Origin of the sequence: Pseudomonas sp. C8002 (assembly GCF_013385765.1) — a bacterium.
Taxonomy (GTDB): domain Bacteria; phylum Pseudomonadota; class Gammaproteobacteria; order Pseudomonadales; family Pseudomonadaceae; genus Aquipseudomonas.
On record NZ_JACAPJ010000005.1, the window covers coordinates 55,762 to 73,518 of the forward strand.

Annotated in this window: 17 protein-coding genes; 5 read left to right on the forward strand and 12 right to left on the reverse strand. The window is 60.1% G+C overall.

What is annotated here, in order from left to right:
- Window positions 1–71 precede the first annotated feature (71 nt).
- Window positions 72–275, forward strand: a complete 204-nt coding sequence (locus tag HX814_RS06860) for a twin transmembrane helix small protein (RefSeq protein WP_010168612.1) — start codon at window positions 72–74, stop codon at window positions 273–275.
- A gap of 6 nt (window positions 276–281) precedes the next feature.
- Here the strand turns inward: HX814_RS06860 and HX814_RS06865 are convergent, their stop codons facing one another.
- The 4 genes from HX814_RS06865 to coxB all read right to left on the reverse strand — a co-directional run bounded on the left by HX814_RS06865 (window position 282) and on the right by coxB (window position 4,673).
- On the reverse strand, window positions 282–1,169 hold the full coding sequence (locus tag HX814_RS06865) for a cytochrome c oxidase subunit 3 (protein ID WP_102367830.1): 888 nt from the start codon (window positions 1,167–1,169) through the stop codon (window positions 282–284).
- 35 nt (window positions 1,170–1,204) lie between these two features.
- The gene (locus tag HX814_RS06870; protein WP_008439615.1) at window positions 1,205–1,756 is read right to left on the reverse strand and encodes a cytochrome c oxidase assembly protein; all 552 of its coding nucleotides are present in this window, start codon (window positions 1,754–1,756) and stop codon (window positions 1,205–1,207) included.
- A 141-nt stretch (window positions 1,757–1,897) separates the two neighbouring features.
- Complete coding sequence (gene ctaD, locus HX814_RS06875) at window positions 1,898–3,487, reverse strand: cytochrome c oxidase subunit I (RefSeq protein ID WP_003214853.1); 1,590 nt, start codon at window positions 3,485–3,487, stop codon at window positions 1,898–1,900.
- A gap of 58 nt (window positions 3,488–3,545) precedes the next feature.
- A complete protein-coding gene (gene coxB / locus HX814_RS06880) occupies window positions 3,546–4,673 on the reverse strand; it encodes a cytochrome c oxidase subunit II (protein WP_003214854.1) in 1,128 nt (375 codons plus the stop codon).
- A 368-nt stretch (window positions 4,674–5,041) separates the two neighbouring features.
- Here coxB and HX814_RS06885 point away from each other — a divergent pair, with 368 nt between their 5' ends.
- The gene (locus tag HX814_RS06885) at window positions 5,042–5,689 is read left to right on the forward strand and encodes a hypothetical protein (RefSeq protein WP_003214855.1); all 648 of its coding nucleotides are present in this window, start codon (window positions 5,042–5,044) and stop codon (window positions 5,687–5,689) included.
- Window positions 5,690–5,818: 129 nt separating this feature from the next.
- Here the strand turns inward: HX814_RS06885 and HX814_RS06890 are convergent, their stop codons facing one another.
- The 3 genes from HX814_RS06890 to HX814_RS06900 all read right to left on the reverse strand — a co-directional run bounded on the left by HX814_RS06890 (window position 5,819) and on the right by HX814_RS06900 (window position 9,438).
- Entirely contained in the window at window positions 5,819–7,366 is a 1,548-nt protein-coding gene (locus HX814_RS06890; RefSeq protein WP_008439613.1) for a SulP family inorganic anion transporter, read from the reverse strand.
- 85 nt (window positions 7,367–7,451) lie between these two features.
- A complete protein-coding gene (locus HX814_RS06895) occupies window positions 7,452–8,183 on the reverse strand; it encodes a carbonic anhydrase (RefSeq protein ID WP_003214859.1) in 732 nt (243 codons plus the stop codon).
- A gap of 196 nt (window positions 8,184–8,379) precedes the next feature.
- Complete coding sequence (locus tag HX814_RS06900) at window positions 8,380–9,438, reverse strand: PA0069 family radical SAM protein (RefSeq protein WP_003214861.1); 1,059 nt, start codon at window positions 9,436–9,438, stop codon at window positions 8,380–8,382.
- A 287-nt stretch (window positions 9,439–9,725) separates the two neighbouring features.
- On the opposite strand from HX814_RS06900, the gene HX814_RS06905 reads away from it, so the two are divergent.
- Window positions 9,726–9,911, forward strand: coding sequence for a hypothetical protein (locus HX814_RS06905; protein ID WP_177009006.1), 186 nt, complete (start codon window positions 9,726–9,728; stop codon window positions 9,909–9,911).
- Window positions 9,912–9,965: 54 nt separating this feature from the next.
- Here the strand turns inward: HX814_RS06905 and HX814_RS06910 are convergent, their stop codons facing one another.
- The 3 genes from HX814_RS06910 to HX814_RS06920 are packed head-to-tail and all read right to left on the reverse strand — an operon-like array spanning window position 9,966 to window position 13,789.
- Window positions 9,966–11,249, reverse strand: coding sequence for a cytochrome c (locus HX814_RS06910; protein ID WP_087694557.1), 1,284 nt, complete (start codon window positions 11,247–11,249; stop codon window positions 9,966–9,968).
- Window positions 11,250–11,261: 12 nt separating this feature from the next.
- Window positions 11,262–13,046 carry a GMC family oxidoreductase gene (locus tag HX814_RS06915; RefSeq protein WP_003214867.1) on the reverse strand — a complete coding sequence of 595 codons (1,785 nt, stop codon included), beginning with the start codon at window positions 13,044–13,046 and terminating at the stop codon, window positions 11,262–11,264.
- A 2-nt stretch (window positions 13,047–13,048) separates the two neighbouring features.
- Window positions 13,049–13,789 (reverse strand): gluconate 2-dehydrogenase subunit 3 family protein, encoded by a 741-nt coding sequence (locus HX814_RS06920; protein ID WP_177015385.1) that lies wholly within the window; start codon window positions 13,787–13,789, stop codon window positions 13,049–13,051.
- A 283-nt stretch (window positions 13,790–14,072) separates the two neighbouring features.
- Between HX814_RS06920 and HX814_RS06925 the strand changes: the two genes are divergently transcribed.
- Window positions 14,073–14,759, forward strand: a complete 687-nt coding sequence (locus tag HX814_RS06925; RefSeq protein ID WP_177009007.1) for a tyrosine-protein phosphatase — start codon at window positions 14,073–14,075, stop codon at window positions 14,757–14,759.
- 27 nt (window positions 14,760–14,786) lie between these two features.
- Here HX814_RS06925 and HX814_RS06930 read toward each other — a convergent pair whose 3' ends face one another.
- Both HX814_RS06930 and prlC read right to left on the reverse strand, forming a co-directional pair.
- Window positions 14,787–15,059 carry a YheV family putative zinc ribbon protein gene (locus HX814_RS06930; RefSeq protein ID WP_003214872.1) on the reverse strand — a complete coding sequence of 91 codons (273 nt, stop codon included), beginning with the start codon at window positions 15,057–15,059 and terminating at the stop codon, window positions 14,787–14,789.
- A complete protein-coding gene (prlC, locus tag HX814_RS06935; protein ID WP_003214874.1) occupies window positions 15,056–17,107 on the reverse strand; it encodes an oligopeptidase A in 2,052 nt (683 codons plus the stop codon). The genes HX814_RS06930 and prlC overlap by 4 nt, the downstream gene beginning before the upstream one ends.
- A 102-nt stretch (window positions 17,108–17,209) precedes the next feature.
- Between prlC and HX814_RS06940 the strand changes: the two genes are divergently transcribed.
- A complete protein-coding gene (locus HX814_RS06940) occupies window positions 17,210–17,752 on the forward strand; it encodes a gamma carbonic anhydrase family protein (RefSeq protein WP_003214876.1) in 543 nt (180 codons plus the stop codon).
- Window positions 17,753–17,757: the final 5 nt, after the last annotated feature.

The following is a 17,757-nucleotide window of genomic DNA, read 5'->3' on the forward strand; positions in this document are numbered from 1 at the left end:
AGGTCGGTGCTGCGCTGGCTATACTGAATCTCATTGCTCGCCCCCTCCAAAAAAGAGCCCCGGAGCCCACCATGCTCAAAGCAGCCATTGCCCTGATGCTGATTGCTACCGTCGTGAGCCTGTTCAGTGGCTTGTTCTTCCTGGTCAAGGACGAGGGCAACTCCAACCGCCTCGTCACTGCCTTGACCGTGCGTGTGGTGCTGGCCGTGATCACCCTGGGGTTGATCACCTGGGGTTTCTTCAGCGGCCAACTGGTATCTCATGCGCCCTGGTGAAACACCTCAAAGCACGTAAACGAAGAAAAACAGCCCGATCCACACCACGTCCACAAAGTGCCAATACCAACTGGCCGCCTCGAACCCGAACTGGTGTTCGTTGTTGAAATGCCCCTTCAGGATGCGCATCAGCATCACAAACAAAATGATCGTGCCGATGGTCACGTGGGCACCGTGGAAGCCGGTGAGCATGAAGAAGGTCGCGCCGTACACGCCGGAACCCAGGGTCAGGCCCAACTCCTTATAGGCATGGATGTATTCCTCGGCCTGGAACCCGAGAAACGCCCAACCCAGCAACACGGTGATCGCCAGCCAGATCTTCAGTGCGCCGCGATGGCCTTTGCGCAAGGCATGGTGGGCGATAGTGATGGTCACGCTGGAGCTGACCAGCAAGATCGTGTTGATCAGCGGCAAGCCCCACGGGCTGATGGTGCCCTTGGGCGCCGGAAACATTTTCGGGTCGGGATTGTTCAGCAGCGGCCAGGCAAATTCGAAGTTCGGCCACAGCATGTGCGCGATGCCCTTGTGGCCTTCGCCCGCCAACCACGGCGCCGACATGTGCCGCACATAAAACAGCGCACCGAAAAAAGCGATGAAGAACATCACTTCGGAAAAGATGAACCAGGTCATGCCCCAGCGAAAGGAGCGGTCCATCTGTGAACTGTACAAACCGGCGCGGCTTTCCTTGATCACCGCGCCGAACCAGCCAAACATCATGTAGGCCAGCAGCAGGCCCCCGACGAAAAAGATCAGCGGGCCGTGGGATTCCGGGCGCGCGGCCTTCAAATCGTTAAACCAGGTAGCCAGCCCGACCACCGTAATCAGCATGCCCAGCGTGGCAATTATTGGCCATTTGCTCTGTGCTGGTACGTAGTACGTATCATGAGTCGACATGTATTCGTTCTCCTAATCGAGCCCGCAAGCAACGCCTAGCCGCCGGTATGGACAGCCACGGGCGGTTGGCGCGCGGTGATATCGAACAGCGTGTACGCCAGGGTCAAATGCTTCACATCCTTCGGCATGTCGCGGTCGACAATGAAGCGCACCGGCATCTCTATGCGCTGACCTGGCTGTAGCACTTGCTGGGTGAAGCAAAAACACTCGGTCTTGTGGAAGTACATCGCCGCCTCGGCCGGCGAAATGCTCGGCACCGCCTGGGCGGTCATCGGCTTGTCGGTGGGGTTGTAGGCCACGAACAGCATCTCGGTGACTGCGCCGGGATTGACCACCACCTCGTCGGCCTTGGAGTGGAATTCCCAGACCATATCGATGGCATTGGTGGACAGGAACTGCACCCGCACCTGCCGCGTCGGGTCCACCACCTGCTCGCCTTCATACTGCCCGGCGGTCTTGCCATTGATGCCGAACGCCTTGCACATCACGTCGTAGATCGGCACCAGGGCAAACCCGAAGGCGAACATCGCCACCACCAGGATCAGCAGGCGCGTGACCAGGCGCTTGATAGGCACGGACTCAAGCATGGCGGCCACCTGCGAATGAATGTTCTGCGAATGGCCTTTCTGTGGGAGCTGGGTTGCCTGCGATGCTGGCAACTCGGTCTTTCAGGTACACCGAAGTGATGCCATCGCAGCCAAGCCAGCTCCCACAGGATAGGGAGGTGCTCATTTGACCTCCGGTGGCGTGGTGAAGGTGTGGTACGGCGCGGGCGAAGGAATGCTCCACTCCAGCCCTTCGGCGCCATCCCACGGCTTGGCCGGCGCAGGCGGGCCGCCACGGATGCACTTGATGACGATGAACAGGAAGAAGATCTGCGTCGCGCCAAAGGTGAAGGCACCGATGGAGGAGACCATGTTGAAGTCGGCGAACTGCAGGTTGTAGTCCGGCACCCGACGCGGCATGCCGGCAAGCCCTACGAAGTGCATCGGGAAGAACGCCATGTTCATCCCCACGAACGACAGCCAGAAGTGCAGCTTGCCCAGGGTTTCGTCGTACATGTGGCCGGTCCATTTCGGCAGCCAGTAGTAGGCCGAGGCGAAGATCCCGAAGATCGCCCCAGGCACCAGTACGTAATGGAAGTGCGCCACCACGAAGTAGGTGTCGTGGTACTGGAAGTCCGCCGGGGCGATGGCCAGCATCAGCCCGGAGAAACCACCGATGGTGAACAGAATCACGAAGGCCACCGCGAACAGCATCGGCGTCTCGAAGGTCAGCGAGCCTTGCCACATGGTGCTGACCCAGTTGAACACTTTCACGCCCGTGGGCACCGCGATCAGCAGCGTGGCGTACATGAAGAACAGCTCGCCCACCAGCGGGATGCCCACCACGAACATGTGGTGCGCCCACACGATGAACGACAGGAACGCGATGCTCGCCGTGGCGTACACCATCGAGGTGTAGCCGAACAGCGGCTTGCGCGAGAAGGTCGGGATGATCGAGCTGACGGCACCGAACGCCGGCAGGATCATGATGTACACCTCGGGGTGGCCGAAGAACCAGAACACATGCTGGAACAGCACGGGGTCACCACCACCGGCGGCACTGAAGAAGCTGGTGCCGAAGTGGATGTCCATCAGCATCATGGTCACGCAGCCCGCCAGCACCGGCATCACCGCGATCAGCAGGAACGCGGTGATCAGCCAGGTCCAGACGAACAGCGGCATTTTCATCAACGTCATGCCGGGGGCGCGCAGGTTGAGGATGGTGGCGATGACGTTGATCGCGCCCATGATCGAACTGATGCCCATCAAGTGGATGGCGAAGATGAAGAACGTCACGCTTTCCGGCGCGTAAGTGGTGGAGAGCGGGGCGTAGAAGGTCCAGCCGAAGTTCGGCCCGCCGCCGGGCATGAACAGGGTGGAAACCAGCATCAGGAACGCCGCCGGCAACAGCCAGAAACTGAAGTTGTTCATGCGCGGCAGGGCCATGTCGGGCGCGCCGATCATCAACGGGATCATCCAGTTGGCCAGGCCGACAAACGCTGGCATCACCGCACCGAACACCATCACCAGGCCGTGCATGGTGGTCATCTGATTGAAGAACGCCGGCTCGACGATCTGCAAACCCGGCTGGAACAGCTCGGCACGGATCACCATGGCAAACGAGCCACCAAGCAGGAACATGCAGAAGCTGAACCACAGGTACATCGTGCCGATGTCTTTGTGGTTGGTGGTCAGTACCCAACGCATCAGGCCCTTGGCGGGGCCGTGAGCGTGGTCACCGGCATGACCGTGGTCATCGATCACAGCGCTCATGGCCTTTCTCCTGCGAACGAGTGGGCGGGACGGTTCAGGGAATATGCAATGAAGGAAGTCATTTGCTTTCCGCCTGTTTCAGAGCCAGCACGTCTTTAGGCGTGACCATGTCGCCTTTGTTGTTGCCCCAGGCGTTACGTTCATAGGTCACGACCGCCGCGATATCGACTTCCGACAGTTGCTTGCCGAACGCCGCCATGGCGGTGCCGGGCTTGCCGAAATACACGCGGTGCAGGTGGTCTTCCTTGGGCCCGGTGGCAATCGGCGAGCCCTTGAGCGCCGGGAACATCGGCGGCAGGCCCTGGCCTTCGGCCTGGTGACAGGCGACGCAGGTGGTGTGGTAGATCTTGTCGCCACGGGCCACCAGCTCATCCAGGGTCCATTCCTTGGAGGTCAGCTCCTTGAGCTTGGCCGCCTCTTCCTTACGCTCGCCGAGCCAGGTGTCGTAGTCGGCCTTGGATTTGACCTCCACCACGATGGGCATGAAGCCGTGGTCCTTGCCGCACAGTTCGGCGCACTGGCCGCGATAGATGCCGGGCTTTTCGATGCGGGTCCAGGCCTCGTTGACGAAGCCGGGAATCGCATCACGCTTCACCGCAAACGCCGGCACCCACCAGGAGTGAATCACGTCTGCAGCGGTCACCAGGAAACGCACCTTGGCACCCACCGGCAGCACCAGCGGCTGGTCGACTTCCAACAGGTAATGCTCGCCTTTGACGGCCTGGTTATGGATCTGCTCGGCGGGCGTGGCCAGGTTGCTGAAGAACTCGACATCCTGGCCCAGGTATTTGTAATGCCACTTCCACTGGTAGCCGGTGACCTGGATATCGATATCCGACTCAGTGCTGTCGTAGATGTTGATCAGCGTCTTGGTGGCCGGAATGGCCATCGCCACCAGGATCAGCAAGGGCACCACGGTCCAGAGAATCTCCACCGTCGTACTCTCGTGGAACTTGGCTGCCACCTGTCCCGTGGAGCGCCGGTGAACGATCATCGACCAGAACATCGCGCCAAACACGACGATGCCAATCGCCACACAAATCCAGAAAATGGTCATGTGCAGGTCAAACACGGCGTGACTGACTTCAGTGGCCCCTGGCGCCATATTCGTTGTCCAGGCGGCTTGCGCCTGGCCGAATACTGACCACAACAGGAGGCCCATCCAAACATGTGGATGTCGCGTCATTGCGGGTTCCCCTTATCATTCTTGTTATCCCGCCGGTTTGCACCTGCGGCCAAGGGAGCGGCTTCCATACTGCTTACAACCGCCAGGCCTTGCCTGCTCATGCAGTCGGGCGTCATCAGCTAATTGCGTACAAAATCGAGTATAGACAGCGACCGCCACCCCGCAATGTGATCGGGCAAATGAACGAAAATGAGGAAACGGACCACACAACAGGACCGGTGGCGCGCGTTATCCGACGAACGATGGCAATTTGATATAACGCCAGCGCATAACCATGAAATAATTATGACAAATGCGTCTTAGGCTCTCGTATAAACGAGCTACCTTATGCTCTCCCTATTTCCTACGCCTGCATCACTGGAGCTTTCATGAACACCGCCGCATTGCGCGAGCAGATTTCCCGTGCCCATCAACACGAATCCAGCACTGGCCAGCTTGCTCAGCAGCTGGAAGTCCAGTTACCGCACCTGCACCCGGCGATTTCCGTGCCTGACGTCGACGCCAAGGGCGTGATGACGCGTTTTGTAAGCGCCTACATCGACCAGGTCCCCGATCTGCTGGACGCGGCCAACGATGTCGCCCGCGAAGCCGGTATTGAAAGCCAGATCAAACCGGTGCTGAAAATCGCCGAGCATTTCTTCCTGCAGCCGCCGGCGATCCTGGCCGGGCATGAAGGCCTGGACGGTTTGCTGGATGAGGCTTACCTGGCGCATCGCCTGGTGGAAGAGGTCAACGATCTGTATATCAAGCACTTCGGCCAGCCGTTGATTCCGCTGGATACCACTGTGGCGAACGTGATTGCCCACCAATTGATCGGCGAGGCGTTTGCCAATCAGCTGGATGAGGCGGTGCACCACGCGGTGGATGAGATGCTTAACGAAGAGAGTTTTGCCCTGGAGTCGGTCGAAGCCTACCGCGACAAGCTCAAGAGCCCGGACACGGAAGCGGCGTGGAAGCGCTGGCCGTGCCTGTCGCGGCAGTTGGGCGTGGGTCTTGAGCTGGACCAGCCAGCTTAGATTTGCCGGCTTGCAAAGATCCAATGTGGGAGCGGGCTTGCTCGCGAAAGCGGTGTATCAGAAACACATTCAGTGACTGACACTGCGCCTTCGCGAGCAAGCCCGCTCCCACATTTTGATCCGGTTTCGTCAGCCAACAGACGGCGCCGAGCCTATTCCGGTCGTCGTTCTTACCCGTCCTTCCAACCTGCGCTTCAACCCCCGCGCCTCGATCATCAGCTTCGAGCCCTTGGCCGCATTGGCCCGACCCCATTCCTCCAATAGCTCAAGGCAGGAGTGGTCGATATAACTCAGGTTACTGAGCGGCACATGCAAGGTGGTCCCGGCGGGTACCGTCGACAGCACCTGGGTCAATGCAGGCACCTTGAGAAAGGTCCCGGCCCCCGTCAATCGCAGCTCCATCTCGCCCTCCTGCGGCAGGTCGATCAGGCTTATCTTCAAGCGTGAGGCCTTGAACGCCAGCTTCACCAGCGTCAACCCGAAGCCCACCAACACACCCGTCAGCAGGTCGGTAAAGATGATCGCCAGCGCCGTCGCCGCGTAGGTAAACATCGGCATTCGCCCGTAGCGCGCCAGGCCACGAAACGCCTTCATGTCCACCAGCTTGATCCCGGTGTACACCAGCACACCCGCCAGGCTTGCCACCGGAATGCTTTGCAGCACACTGGACAGCAACAGCACGAACGCCAGCAGCCACAAGCCGTGGAACATCGCCGACAAACGCGTGGTAGCGCCGGCCTGGACGTTGGCCGAACTGCGCACGATCACACCGGTCATCGGCAGGGCGCCGACCAGGCCACACAGCATGTTGCCCACGCCTTGTGCCGACAATTCCTTGTCGAAGTCGGAACGCTGGCCACTGTGCATACGGTCGACTGCCGCCGCCGAAAGCAGCGTTTCAGCGCTGGCGATAAATGCCACGGCGAAGGCGGCGATCAACAGATTGGGATCCGCCAGGTTCAACAGGTCGCTGGGGCGCAGCCAATCGATGGCATCCGCGAGGTTTTCCGGCACCTCCACCCGCTTGACCTGCAACGCCAGCACCAGGCTGGTGACTGTCGCCAAACCCACGCCGAGCAGGGCGCCGGGGACGAAGCGCAGCTTTTGCGGGCGGAACTTGTCCCACAGCCACATCACCATAATCGTCGACAGCCCGAGCAAACCGGCCTGCCAGCCGAGCCCGCCGCCCAATGTGGGGATCGCCTGGATCAGTGCCGCAGGGAAGCCGGCGAGGTTATCCAGCCCCGAGGGCTTTGGCACACCGTCGAGCATCACGTGTACTTGCGACAGGACAATCAGCACCCCGATCCCTGCCAGCATCCCGTACACCACTGCAGGCGCAGTCACGCGGAACCAGCAGCCCAGGCGCAAACGCCCGGCCACCAATTGCAGGAAGCCCGCCAGCAACAGGATCGGCCCGAGCATGGCCATGCCATGCTGGCGAACCAGTTCAAACACCAACACCGCCAAACCTGCCGCCGGACCGCTGACTTGCAACGGCGACCCCGCCAGCCAACCGACCACCAGGCCACCGATGATCCCGGTGATCAAGCCTTTGGCCGGAGGCATTCCGGACGCGATGGCGATCCCCATGCACAGCGGCAGGGCGACCAGAAACACAACCACGGAAGCCAGCAGCTCCCGTGGCAGCACAGCTTTCAATTGAGCAGCACGCATAATGACTCTCCCGAGGCATTCGCCGGGCGTGGCAAGGCCTGGCTGCTCGAATGGCAGCCATCGCGTTACCCGACAGGGGATTGTTTTAGAAGCGCGCTTTAGGCGTCGCGGATGGAATCGGCTGGGTACCGTTCAAGGGCAGGAACGCTGCCTGATCCGCATCGTAGGCCCTGATTTCGCTGGTCTCGATGTCGTAGACCCAGCCATGGATAAACAAATGCCCGTTGGCCATGCGCGAGGCCACGGAGGGATGAGTGCGCAGGTGCTGCAGTTGGGCGATCACGTTTTCTTCGGTCAGCACGTGCATGCTTTCGTGTTCGTTGGCGCAATCGCAGTTGTCCTGGACCATGGTCTTGGCGACTTCGGCGTGGCGCAGCCAGGCCTTTACCGTGGGCATTTTTTCCAGGCTTTGGGGGTTGAGCACCGCGCGCATGGCGCCGCAGTCGGAGTGGCCGCAAATGATGATGTGCTGCACACCAAGGGCCAGTACCGCGTACTCGATAGCCGTTGAAACACCGCCGTTCATCTGCCCATAAGGCGGCACGACGTTACCGACGTTACGGGTCACGAACAAATCCCCAGGGGAGCTATGGGTGATCAGTTCGGGAACGATGCGCGAGTCGGCGCAGGTAATGAACATCGCCCGCGGGCTCTGGGCCGTGGCGAGTTTTTTGAAGAGCTCTTCCTGCTGGGGGAAGATCTCGTTATGGAAATGCAAAAAGCCTTCAACGATGTGCTGCAGCGCTGCATCGGCGGATTCCGCCTCGTGAGGGGCTGAAGCCGACGCAGCCAACGGCTGTTTATCCTTGTCACTCATAATTCATCCTCTTGGTTGGAGCAGGGGAGTTTTCCAGTGCGGCCGGCGCCCAAACTGAAGCGCCGACTCATTAGTCACTCGATGAACAAGGTACCCGCCGAAACTTAACTCAAACTGAATGAGCCGCTCTAGATCGGGGCTTTCAGTGATATCAAAACGCGACTATTCCTACAGAAAAGTACGCTTTTCCAGCAGTTTACAATAATGCCATCTGTCTGCCCGGCGGACAAAACGCCGTGCAATCCAGATTAAACCCTTCCCTCCGGTTGAGCCCCAATCGTTTGATCGCCTTGGCGAAACGTTGCGCCAGCAAATCGGCAAACGGCCCTTCGCCACGCATGCGTACACCGAAGCGGCTGTCGTAGACCTCACCGCCGCGCACCTGCCGCACCAGGCTCATCACATGGGCCGCGCGCTGCGGGTAATGGGCCGCCAGCCATTCCTCAAACAGCGGCGCCACCTCCAGAGGCAAACGCAGCATCATGTACGCCGCGCTTTGTGCCCCCGCGGCATGAGCTTCGGCCAGCAGGCTTTCCAGCTCGCTGTCGTTGATCATCGGGATCATCGGCGAACACAGCACGCCCACCGGGATCCCCGCCTCACGCATCACCCGGATCGCCCGCAGCCGGGCCTTGGGTGCAGCCGTGCGCGGTTCGAGGATGCGCTTGAGTTCATCGTCCAGGCTGGTGAGGCTGATCATCACCGCGACCAGCCGCTGCTGCGCCAACTCGGTCAGCAGGTCCAGGTCCCGCAGGATCAGCGAGCCCTTGGTAATGATCGTCACCGGATGACGGTAGCGCAGCAGCACTTCGAGGGTTTGCCGGGTGATCTTGTACTCGCGCTCGATGGGCTGGTACGGGTCGGTATTGGAGCCCAGGTTGATCGGCGCGCAGGTGTAGCCCGGTTTCGACAGTTGCTGCTCAAGCACGTCGGCGGCGTTGGTCTTGGCGATCAGCTTGGTTTCGAAGTCCAGCCCCGGCGACAGGTCCCAATACGCGTGGCTGGGCCGCGCATAGCAGTAGATACAACCATGCTCGCAGCCGCGATACGGGTTGATCGCCCGGTCAAACGGGATATCCGGCGAGCTGTTGCGGGTAATGATGGTTTTCGCGGTTTCGATACGGACTTCGGTGCCCTGGGTCTGTGGCACTTCCTGATACCAACCGTCGTCTTCCGCCACGCTGACGGTGGGCGCAAAACGGTTGTGCAGGTTGGTGGCCGTGCCGCGCCCGCGAGGCGGCAAAGGGACATTCATAGTCAGACCTCATAAACTGTATCCATATACAGTATTCGAGAAGATCGCTTTTCACCAGCACCACTGGGCGGCGCGGTCTAGCATCGACCTTCGCACGAACGGAATGACACCTTCCTACATGTAACCAAACAAGAAATAAATCGCGACATATGTGACATGGATAAAGTTATTAACACATCGCTATGATCACAACTTAACTCATTACCACCTACAGGATATTTATGTCTCAGGATGAACTACGCTTTACATGCGAAGACTTTGAAAAAGATAACAGCCCGGAAGTATTAATGGAGCGCTTTACCGACGGTAAACTGTCCTACGCCATGTATGCCTCTTCCTCCAACAAGGACGGGCACTACGACACCACTTCCTCCACCACCGACCTGGATAACGACGGCGACTTCGATGAACAGGACAAGACCATCTTCCTGAACATGGCGAATAGCTTTGTAAAAACCTGCGCCCCTCGATAATTAATCGGCTAGTTGCCAGGCTTATATATAAAACTATAAACCTGGCAACTGACACTACTTCTCTGAAGTTTGATCAGCTTCGGTAGTTACTGCATCTTTTCGCAAGTCTTTCACTTGCGAAGCCTTTACAGGCTCTCCCTTATTACCCCAACTGTCCCGAACGAAACTGACGACATCCGCCACTTCCTGATCCGACAGCCGCCAGGCAAACGCCGGCATGGTGAAGGTCGAAGGTGCCGTATGCGTCGCCGGCAACGTGCCGCCGTTCAACACGATGTTGATCAGCGACGTCGCATCCGCCGTCTGCAATACCGGGTTGCCCGCCAGCGCCGGGAACACGCGGGTGTAGCCGTGGCCGTCGGTACGGTGGCACGCCGCGCAGTTGTCGATGTACACCGAGGCACCCGGCTTGCTGTCATCACCCTTCCACAGCGCATCGGCGACCTGCTTGTCGTACTGATGCGGCTGATCCTTGGGATCCACCGCCGGCAGGGTCTTGAGGTAACGGGCGATAGCCGTCAGGTCCTCTTCCGACATGTACTGCATGCTGTGGACCACAACGTCGCTCATGCCGCCAAACACCGCACTGCGATCACTGCGCCCGGTCTTGAGGAATTGCACCAGTTGCTCCTCGCTCCAGCTACCCAGGCCGTCCTTGTGGTCGCCCCGCAGGCTCTTGGCAATCCAGCCTTCCAGCGGCGCACTGCCGGACAGGAAAGCGCTGCCATCCGACGCACTCAGGGATTTTTCCTGCATAGTCAGGGCCCGTGGCGTATGGCAGGCACCGCAGTGGCCAAGGCCCTCTACCAGATAAGCGCCACGGCTGATCACCGGATCGGCGCCCGCCTGGGCCTGGTAGTCCTCGACCTTGGGCGCAAACATCCAGCGCCATCCGGCCAACGGCCAGCGCATGCTCAACGGCCAGGGAATGTCGCTGTCCTTGTTCACCTGCGCCACCGGCTCCACGCCCTTCATGAAGTACGCGTACAACGCCTGCATGTCGCTTTCGCTGACCCGCGCGTAAGACGGGTAGGGCATCGCCGGGTAAAGCGTACTACCGTTCTTGGCGACGCCATGGCGCACGGCCTGGTCGAAGTCTTCGAAGCTGTAGTCGCCCAGGCCGGTTTTATCCGGGGTGATGTTGGTGGAGTAGATGGTGCCGATCGGGGTTTCCATCGGCAGGCCACCGGCGAACGGTTTGCCGCCCTTGGCGGTGTGGCAGGCCACGCAGTCACCGGCGCGCGCCAGGTATTCACCCTGTTTGACCAGATCGGTTTCAGCCGCACTCACCGAGCAGCTGCTGAACAAAGCCAGGGACGCGATAACAAATGCTTTCATGGTCATCGCTCCTTATGCCTGAACCAGTGGGCCGGGGTTTTTCAGGTACTGCTCGCGAATTGCCCGCGCCGACCAGTAGGTCAGCGCCGCCACCAGGCCCGTAGGGTTGTAGCCCAAGCCTTGTGGGAACGCGGAAGCGCCCGGGACAAACACGTTGTGTACGTCCCAGCACTGCAGGTAGCGGTTCAAGGCACTGGTTTTCGGGTCGGTGCCCATGATCGCGCCACCGTTGAGGTGGGTGGTCTGGTAAGACGCGGTGTTGAAGTGCTCGCCCACCTTTTTGCCCAGCAAGGCAATCGCCTTGGGGTTCATCGCTTCGGCGATCTTGCTCATTTTTTCGACCATGAAGCGGTTCATCTTGATGTCGTTTTCCTGCCAGTCGAAGGTCATGCGCAGCAGCGGCAGGCCGTAGGCATCGCGGTAAACCGGGTCCAGGTCGAGGTAGTTGCCACGGTAGGATTGGTGGGCGCCATGGGCATCCATCGACACCTGGTGGGTATAGTAATCAGCCGTGGCGCGCTTCCACGCGCTGCCCCAGGCCGGCGTGCCCGGCGGGTTGGAGGTACCCGCAATCGGCCGGCTGCCCGCCTGGTTGACCCACATCGGCGAGCCGCCCACAAAGCCGTGAGGCCCATGGTCGAAGTTGTCGGCGTTGAAGTCATCGACCGCCACGCCATTGCCGCCGGCACCGATAAAGTTGTTGGTGTGCACGTCCTTGTCGAAGAACGCCTTGATGGTGGCCATGTTCTGGTAGGCGAAGTTGCGGCCCACCACGCCCTCACCGGAGATCGGGTCGTAGGGTTTGCCGATGCCCGACAGCAGCATCAGGCGCACGTTGTTGAACTGGAAGGAACCGAGGATCACCAGGTCCGCCGGCTGCTCGCATTCCCGCCCCTGGGCGTCGACATACGTCACGCCGGTCGCCTTGCTCCTGGTGCTGTCGAGATTGACCTTCAGCACGTGGGAATTGGGCCGCAGTTCGAACTTGGGTTCCTGGCGCAAGGCCGGCAGGATGTTCACGTTCGGCGAAGCCTTGGAATACATGTAGCAGACATAACCGCTGCAGAAGCCGCAGAAGTTGCACGGGCCCATCTGGGCGCCGTAAGGGTTGGTGTACGGCCCCGATGTATTCGCGGAAGGCAGGTTGTAGGGCTTGTACCCCACGGCCGTGGCGGCCTTCTGGAACAGCTGTGCGGAGACTGTGTTCTTCTGCGATTCCAGCGGGAAGTGATTGGAGCGATCCGGTGCGTAAGGGTTGCCGCCCTTGCCTTCGCCCACCAACTGGCCTTTCACCGTCCAGGCTTGCCCGGAGGTGCCGAAGACTTTCTCGGCATAGTCGAAGAATGGTTCCAGCTCTTCATAGCTGACGCCGAAATCCTGGATGGTCATGTCCTTGGGAATGAAGTTTTTCCCGTAGCGCTCTTCGTAATGGCTACGCATGCGCAACTCGATCGGGTCCACCCGAAAGTGCACGCCGGACCAGTGCAGGCCTGCACCGCCGACACCGTTGCCAGGCAGGAAAGCGCCCAGTTGGCGGTTGGGCATCGCCACGTCATTCACGCTATGGCGAATGGTCACGGTTTCCTTGGAGATGTCCTGGAAGAGCTTTTTACGCACGCTGTAGGTCAGTTCGTCGATGACCTGGGGATAGTTGCCGTCCGGGTAGGTGTCCTGCATCGGGCCGCGCTCCAGCGCTACCACGTTGAGGCCTGCTTCCGTCAGCTCCTTGGCCATGATCGCGCCGGTCCAGCCAAAGCCGACAATCACTGCATCCACTTTCTTCATGATGGTCGCCACGTTTACGCCCTCTCGCCACGGATCGAAACAGCCGGGAAGGGGTATTGCTCGTTGCGTTCAACCCAATCCATGAAATCGGCGCGGGCGCCGGGGAAGCCGATCATGGTCCAGCCGACCATGCCTTTGTTGCCACCGTGGACCGGGTCGCAAAAGAACCCTTCCTTGGTGTTTTGCAGCAACAGATTGAAGAAAATCTTCGGCGGGACGCTGTCGAACTGCGCGTCGCCGGCCTCCAGGAGCTGCAACAACTTTTCCTGGGTAGCGCTGTCTTGCTCGGCAAATAGCTTACCGTTCATCGCTTTCGACCAGGCATCCGTGGCAGCAATGCCCAGGCGATAGATCTCCTTGGGCACCAATTTGCTCTGCCAGCCCATTTCAGGCGGCGCGTCGGCATTGAACGGGCCTTGCATGAACCACAGGGCACCCGCCGCGTACGGCGTGTTCATCTGACGGTCGATGTATTCCGGCGCGCCGGCTTCCAGGGCGCCTGGGCCCTGGTCGTCCGCCGGGATCAGGCGCGCAACGGCCGCGTTGATAAAGGCCCATTCCTCGGCAGTGAAATAGCTCGGCTCATAGGCCTTGCTGCTGACGGGCGCCTTCTCCGGGCTGGCTTGAGCCGGTTCGGGAACCGCCATCAGCATCGAACCGCCCAGGCCCGTGCTGGCGACAGTGACCACGGGGATCAAGGTCAAGGATTTGCGTAAAAACTCACGCCGGGGGTTGTCTTGATCTTGATCAGACATGGTGGCACCTCATCATGTGGTCACGGATTTATCAGCCGCTTCGAGGAACGACTTATAGTTTTGGCAGTAAATGGGATCCAAAGGACCCAAGGGGATAGAACACAGCAGCAATCAATAGTTACAAAGGATAGCAGGCTAAGGATCGGGGAAAATCGATTCAGCGCGAAAAAACCTGCTCGGAGCTGGCTTATTCACGATTCTTTGACGAGCACCTCACGCGGCATTGACCCCCTGTAGGCGAATCTGGGCCCCATCAGCCCCTTCCTATTCGGTTACATCGCGCATGTTCAAGAATCAATTGCTGCCTGCCCTCAGCCTCGTGTTCATGGCGTTGTTCACCACCGCACCGTCCCAGGCCGAAGAGCTCACGCCCATTCGTTCGTTGGAATGGGCCCAGCCGGTGGGCAATCAATACAACCTGTATCAGATGACGCCCACGCTCTATCGCAGCGCGCTGCCGGATAGCGGTGCTGTTCCTGTATTGGAAAAGCTCAAGATCGGTACGGTGATCAACTTTCTGCCCGAGTCCGATGCCAAGTGGCTGAAATCACCCGGTATCAACCAGGTGCAATTGTCCTATCGCACCAACCATGTCGATGACGCCGATGTGCTCGCAGCGTTGCGTGCGATTCAGGATGCCGAAGCCAACGGCCCGGTGCTGATGCACTGCAAACACGGCTCCGACCGCACCGGCCTGGTGGCGGCGATGTATCGGGTGGTGATTCAGGGATGGAGCAAGGAAGATGCGCTGAACGAAATGACCTTGGGCGGCTTTGGCGCCAGTAGCGGCTTCAAGGACGGCGTTCGCTACATGATGAGGGCCGATGTCGACAAGTTACGCACCGCACTGGCCAACGGCGAATGCAGCACCAGCGCCTTTGCACTGTGCTCGATGAAAAGCTGGCTGAATACCGCGGACAACGCCAAAGACCCGGCCGAGGAAAAAACCGCCTGGGTGGTCGCTCCCTGAGCCATCAACCCAGGGAGCGCTTCACGATCAGTCTTTCTTCAGCTTCGGATTAGGGAAGAACTGCACCGCTTGCACCTTGGGGTCCGGTGCTTTCAACGCCGACGTATTGACCCGCGTACCCAATTCCTTGGGCACTGACAGACCTTGTTCATTCAGCGTGTCGGAATAGCCGCAAGCCACGCATTCGCGGTGCGGAACATCGTCCTCGCTCCACATCATCAACTTGTCCGGCTCGCTGCACGCCGGGCAGACTGCCCCGGCGATAAAGCGTTTTTTGGTTTTCACAGGTGCTTCACTCATGCTGCCGCGTCCTCACTCAGGCCGCTGTGGCGCAAGAGTGCGTCAATCGACGGCGCCCGTCCGCGGAAATCGACGAACAGCACCATCGGTGCCTGGGAACCGCCACGGGCCAGGATCGCCTCGCGGAACGCCCGGCCAGTCTCGGCATTGAGCACGCCATCTTCTTCGAACTTGGAGAAGGCATCGGCCGACAGCACTTCCGCCCACTTGTAGCTGTAGTAACCCGCGGCGTAACCGCCAGCGAAGATATGCGCGAAGCTGTTGGGGAAGCGGTTGTAGGCGGGCGGACGCATCACCGACACCTCATCACGCACGCCTTCCAGCACCTGCAGCACACTGCGGCCATCGCCGTGGGTAGCGTGCAGCTCGAAGTCGAACAGCGAGAACTCCAACTGGCGAACCATCATCAGGCCGGACTGGAAGTTCTTCGCCGCGAGCATTTTTTCCAGCAAGTCCTGTGGCAGCGGCTCACCGGTTTCATAGTGACCGGAAATCAGCGCCAGGCCTTCCGGCTCCCAGCACCAGTTCTCCATGAACTGGCTCGGCAACTCCACCGCATCCCAGGCCACGCCGTTGATGCCGGACACGCCGGCGTGCTCGACACGGGTCAGCAGGTGGTGCAGGCCGTGGCCGAATTCGTGGAACAGCGTGGTCACTTCATTGTGGGTCAGCAGGGCAGGCTTGCCGCTGTCGGCCGGGGTGAAGTTGCACACCAGGTTGGCCACCGGGCTTTGCAGCACGCCATCAACCGTGCGGCGACGGTCACGGGCGCCGTCCATCCAGGCACCCCCACGCTTGTTGGCGCGGGCGTACAGGTCGAAAAAGAAGCGGCCGACGTGCTGGCCGTTTTCCTTGATTTCGAACAGGCGAACATCCGGGTGCCAGGTGTCGAAGCCTTTCTGCTCGGCGATCTCGATGCCATACAGGCGTTGCACGATGGCGAACAGACCGCTGAGTACCTTGTCGATCGGGAAGTAGGCGCGCAGGGCTTCCTGGGAAACGCTGTAACGCTGCTCACGCAGTTTTTCGCCGTAGAAACCGCTGTCCCAGCTTTGCAGGTCCGCGCAGCCTTGTTCCGCGGCATAGGCCTTGAGCTGTTGCAGGTCCTGGGTGGCAAACGGCTTGCTGCGCTTGGCCAGGTCACGCAGGAAGCTCAGCACCTGGTCGCTGGACTCGGCCATTTTGGTGGCCAGGCTCAGCTCGGAGAACGAGGCGAAGCCCAGCAGTTGCGCCAGCTCCTGACGCAGGTCGAGGATCTGTTCCATGACCGGGCCGTTATCGTTCTGGCCGGCATTCGGGCCTTGGTCCGACGCGCGGGTGCAGTAGGCTGCGTAGATTTCTTCACGCAGGGCGCGGTCGTGGGCGTAGGTCATCACCGCGTAGTAGCTTGGGAATTCCAGGGTGATCAGCCAGCCGTCGAGGCCCTTGGCCTGGGCAGCCGCAGCCATTTGCGCCTTGGAGGAATCGGTCAGGCCGGCGAGGGTTGCTTCGTCAGTGACGTGCTTGGTCCAGGCCTGGGTGGCATCGAGCAATTGGTTGGAGAACTTGCTGCCCAGTTCGGAGAGCTTGCTCTGCACTTCGGCATAACGCTTTTGCTGTTCAGGCGGCAAATCGATACCCGACAGACGGAAGTCCCGCAGGGAGTGTTCCAGGATGGTTTTTTGCGCCACGTCGAAGCCGGCGGCTTCCGGGCTGTTGGCCAGGGCGTCGAAGGCCTGGAACAACTCGCGGTTCTGGCCCATCTCGGTGGAGTAGGCGCTCAGTGCCGGCAGGCACGCCTCGTAGGCTTCCCGCAGTTCGGCGCTGTTGCACACGGCATTCAGGTGGCTGACCGGGCTCCAGGCGGCACCCAGGCGGTCATTGAGTTCGTCCATGGCCAGCACCAGCCCGGCCCAGGTCGGATTTTTACCCTGGCTTTGCAGGATCCCTTCGATGGCGACGCGGTTGTCGGCGAGGATCTGTTCAATGGCCGGCTGTACGTGCTCGGCACGGATCGCCGAGAACGGCGGCAGGTCGTAGGACTGCAGAAGAGGGTTGTTCGCGCTCACGGTTGGCACCTTGGCTGAAGAAACATGTAAGAACAAAGATGGGGCCATCTTAATTACAATCAACGCCCACCGCAGCTATCAGCAGAAGAGAGAGAGCCTATCGTGACCCTTCGCACCTACCAGAATCACACGCCGGCCCTGGCCGCCGGGGCTTTCGTCGATGCATCGGCAGTGGTGATCGGCGACGTCGAAATCGGCACCGACAGCTCGGTATGGCCGCTGACGGTGATCCGCGGCGACATGCACCGCATCCGCATCGGTGCGCGCACCAGCGTGCAGGACGGCTGCGTGCTGCACATTACCCACGCAGGCCCCTTCAATCCTGATGGTTTCCCGCTGCTGATCGGCGACGATGTGACCATTGCCCACAAGGTCATGCTGCATGGCTGCACGGTAGGCAGTCGGATCCTGATCGGCATGGGCAGCATTGTGATGGACGGCGCCGTGGTGGAAGACGAGGTGATCATCGGCGCCGGCAGCCTGGTGCCGCCGGGCAAGAAACTTGAGAGCGGTTTTTTGTATGTTGGCAGCCCGGTTAAACAAATCCGCCCGCTGACTGACAAGGAACGGGCATTTTTCACCTACAGCGCCGCGAACTACGTAAAGCTCAAAGACCTGCACCTGGCCGAAGGCTTCGACCAATGACAAGG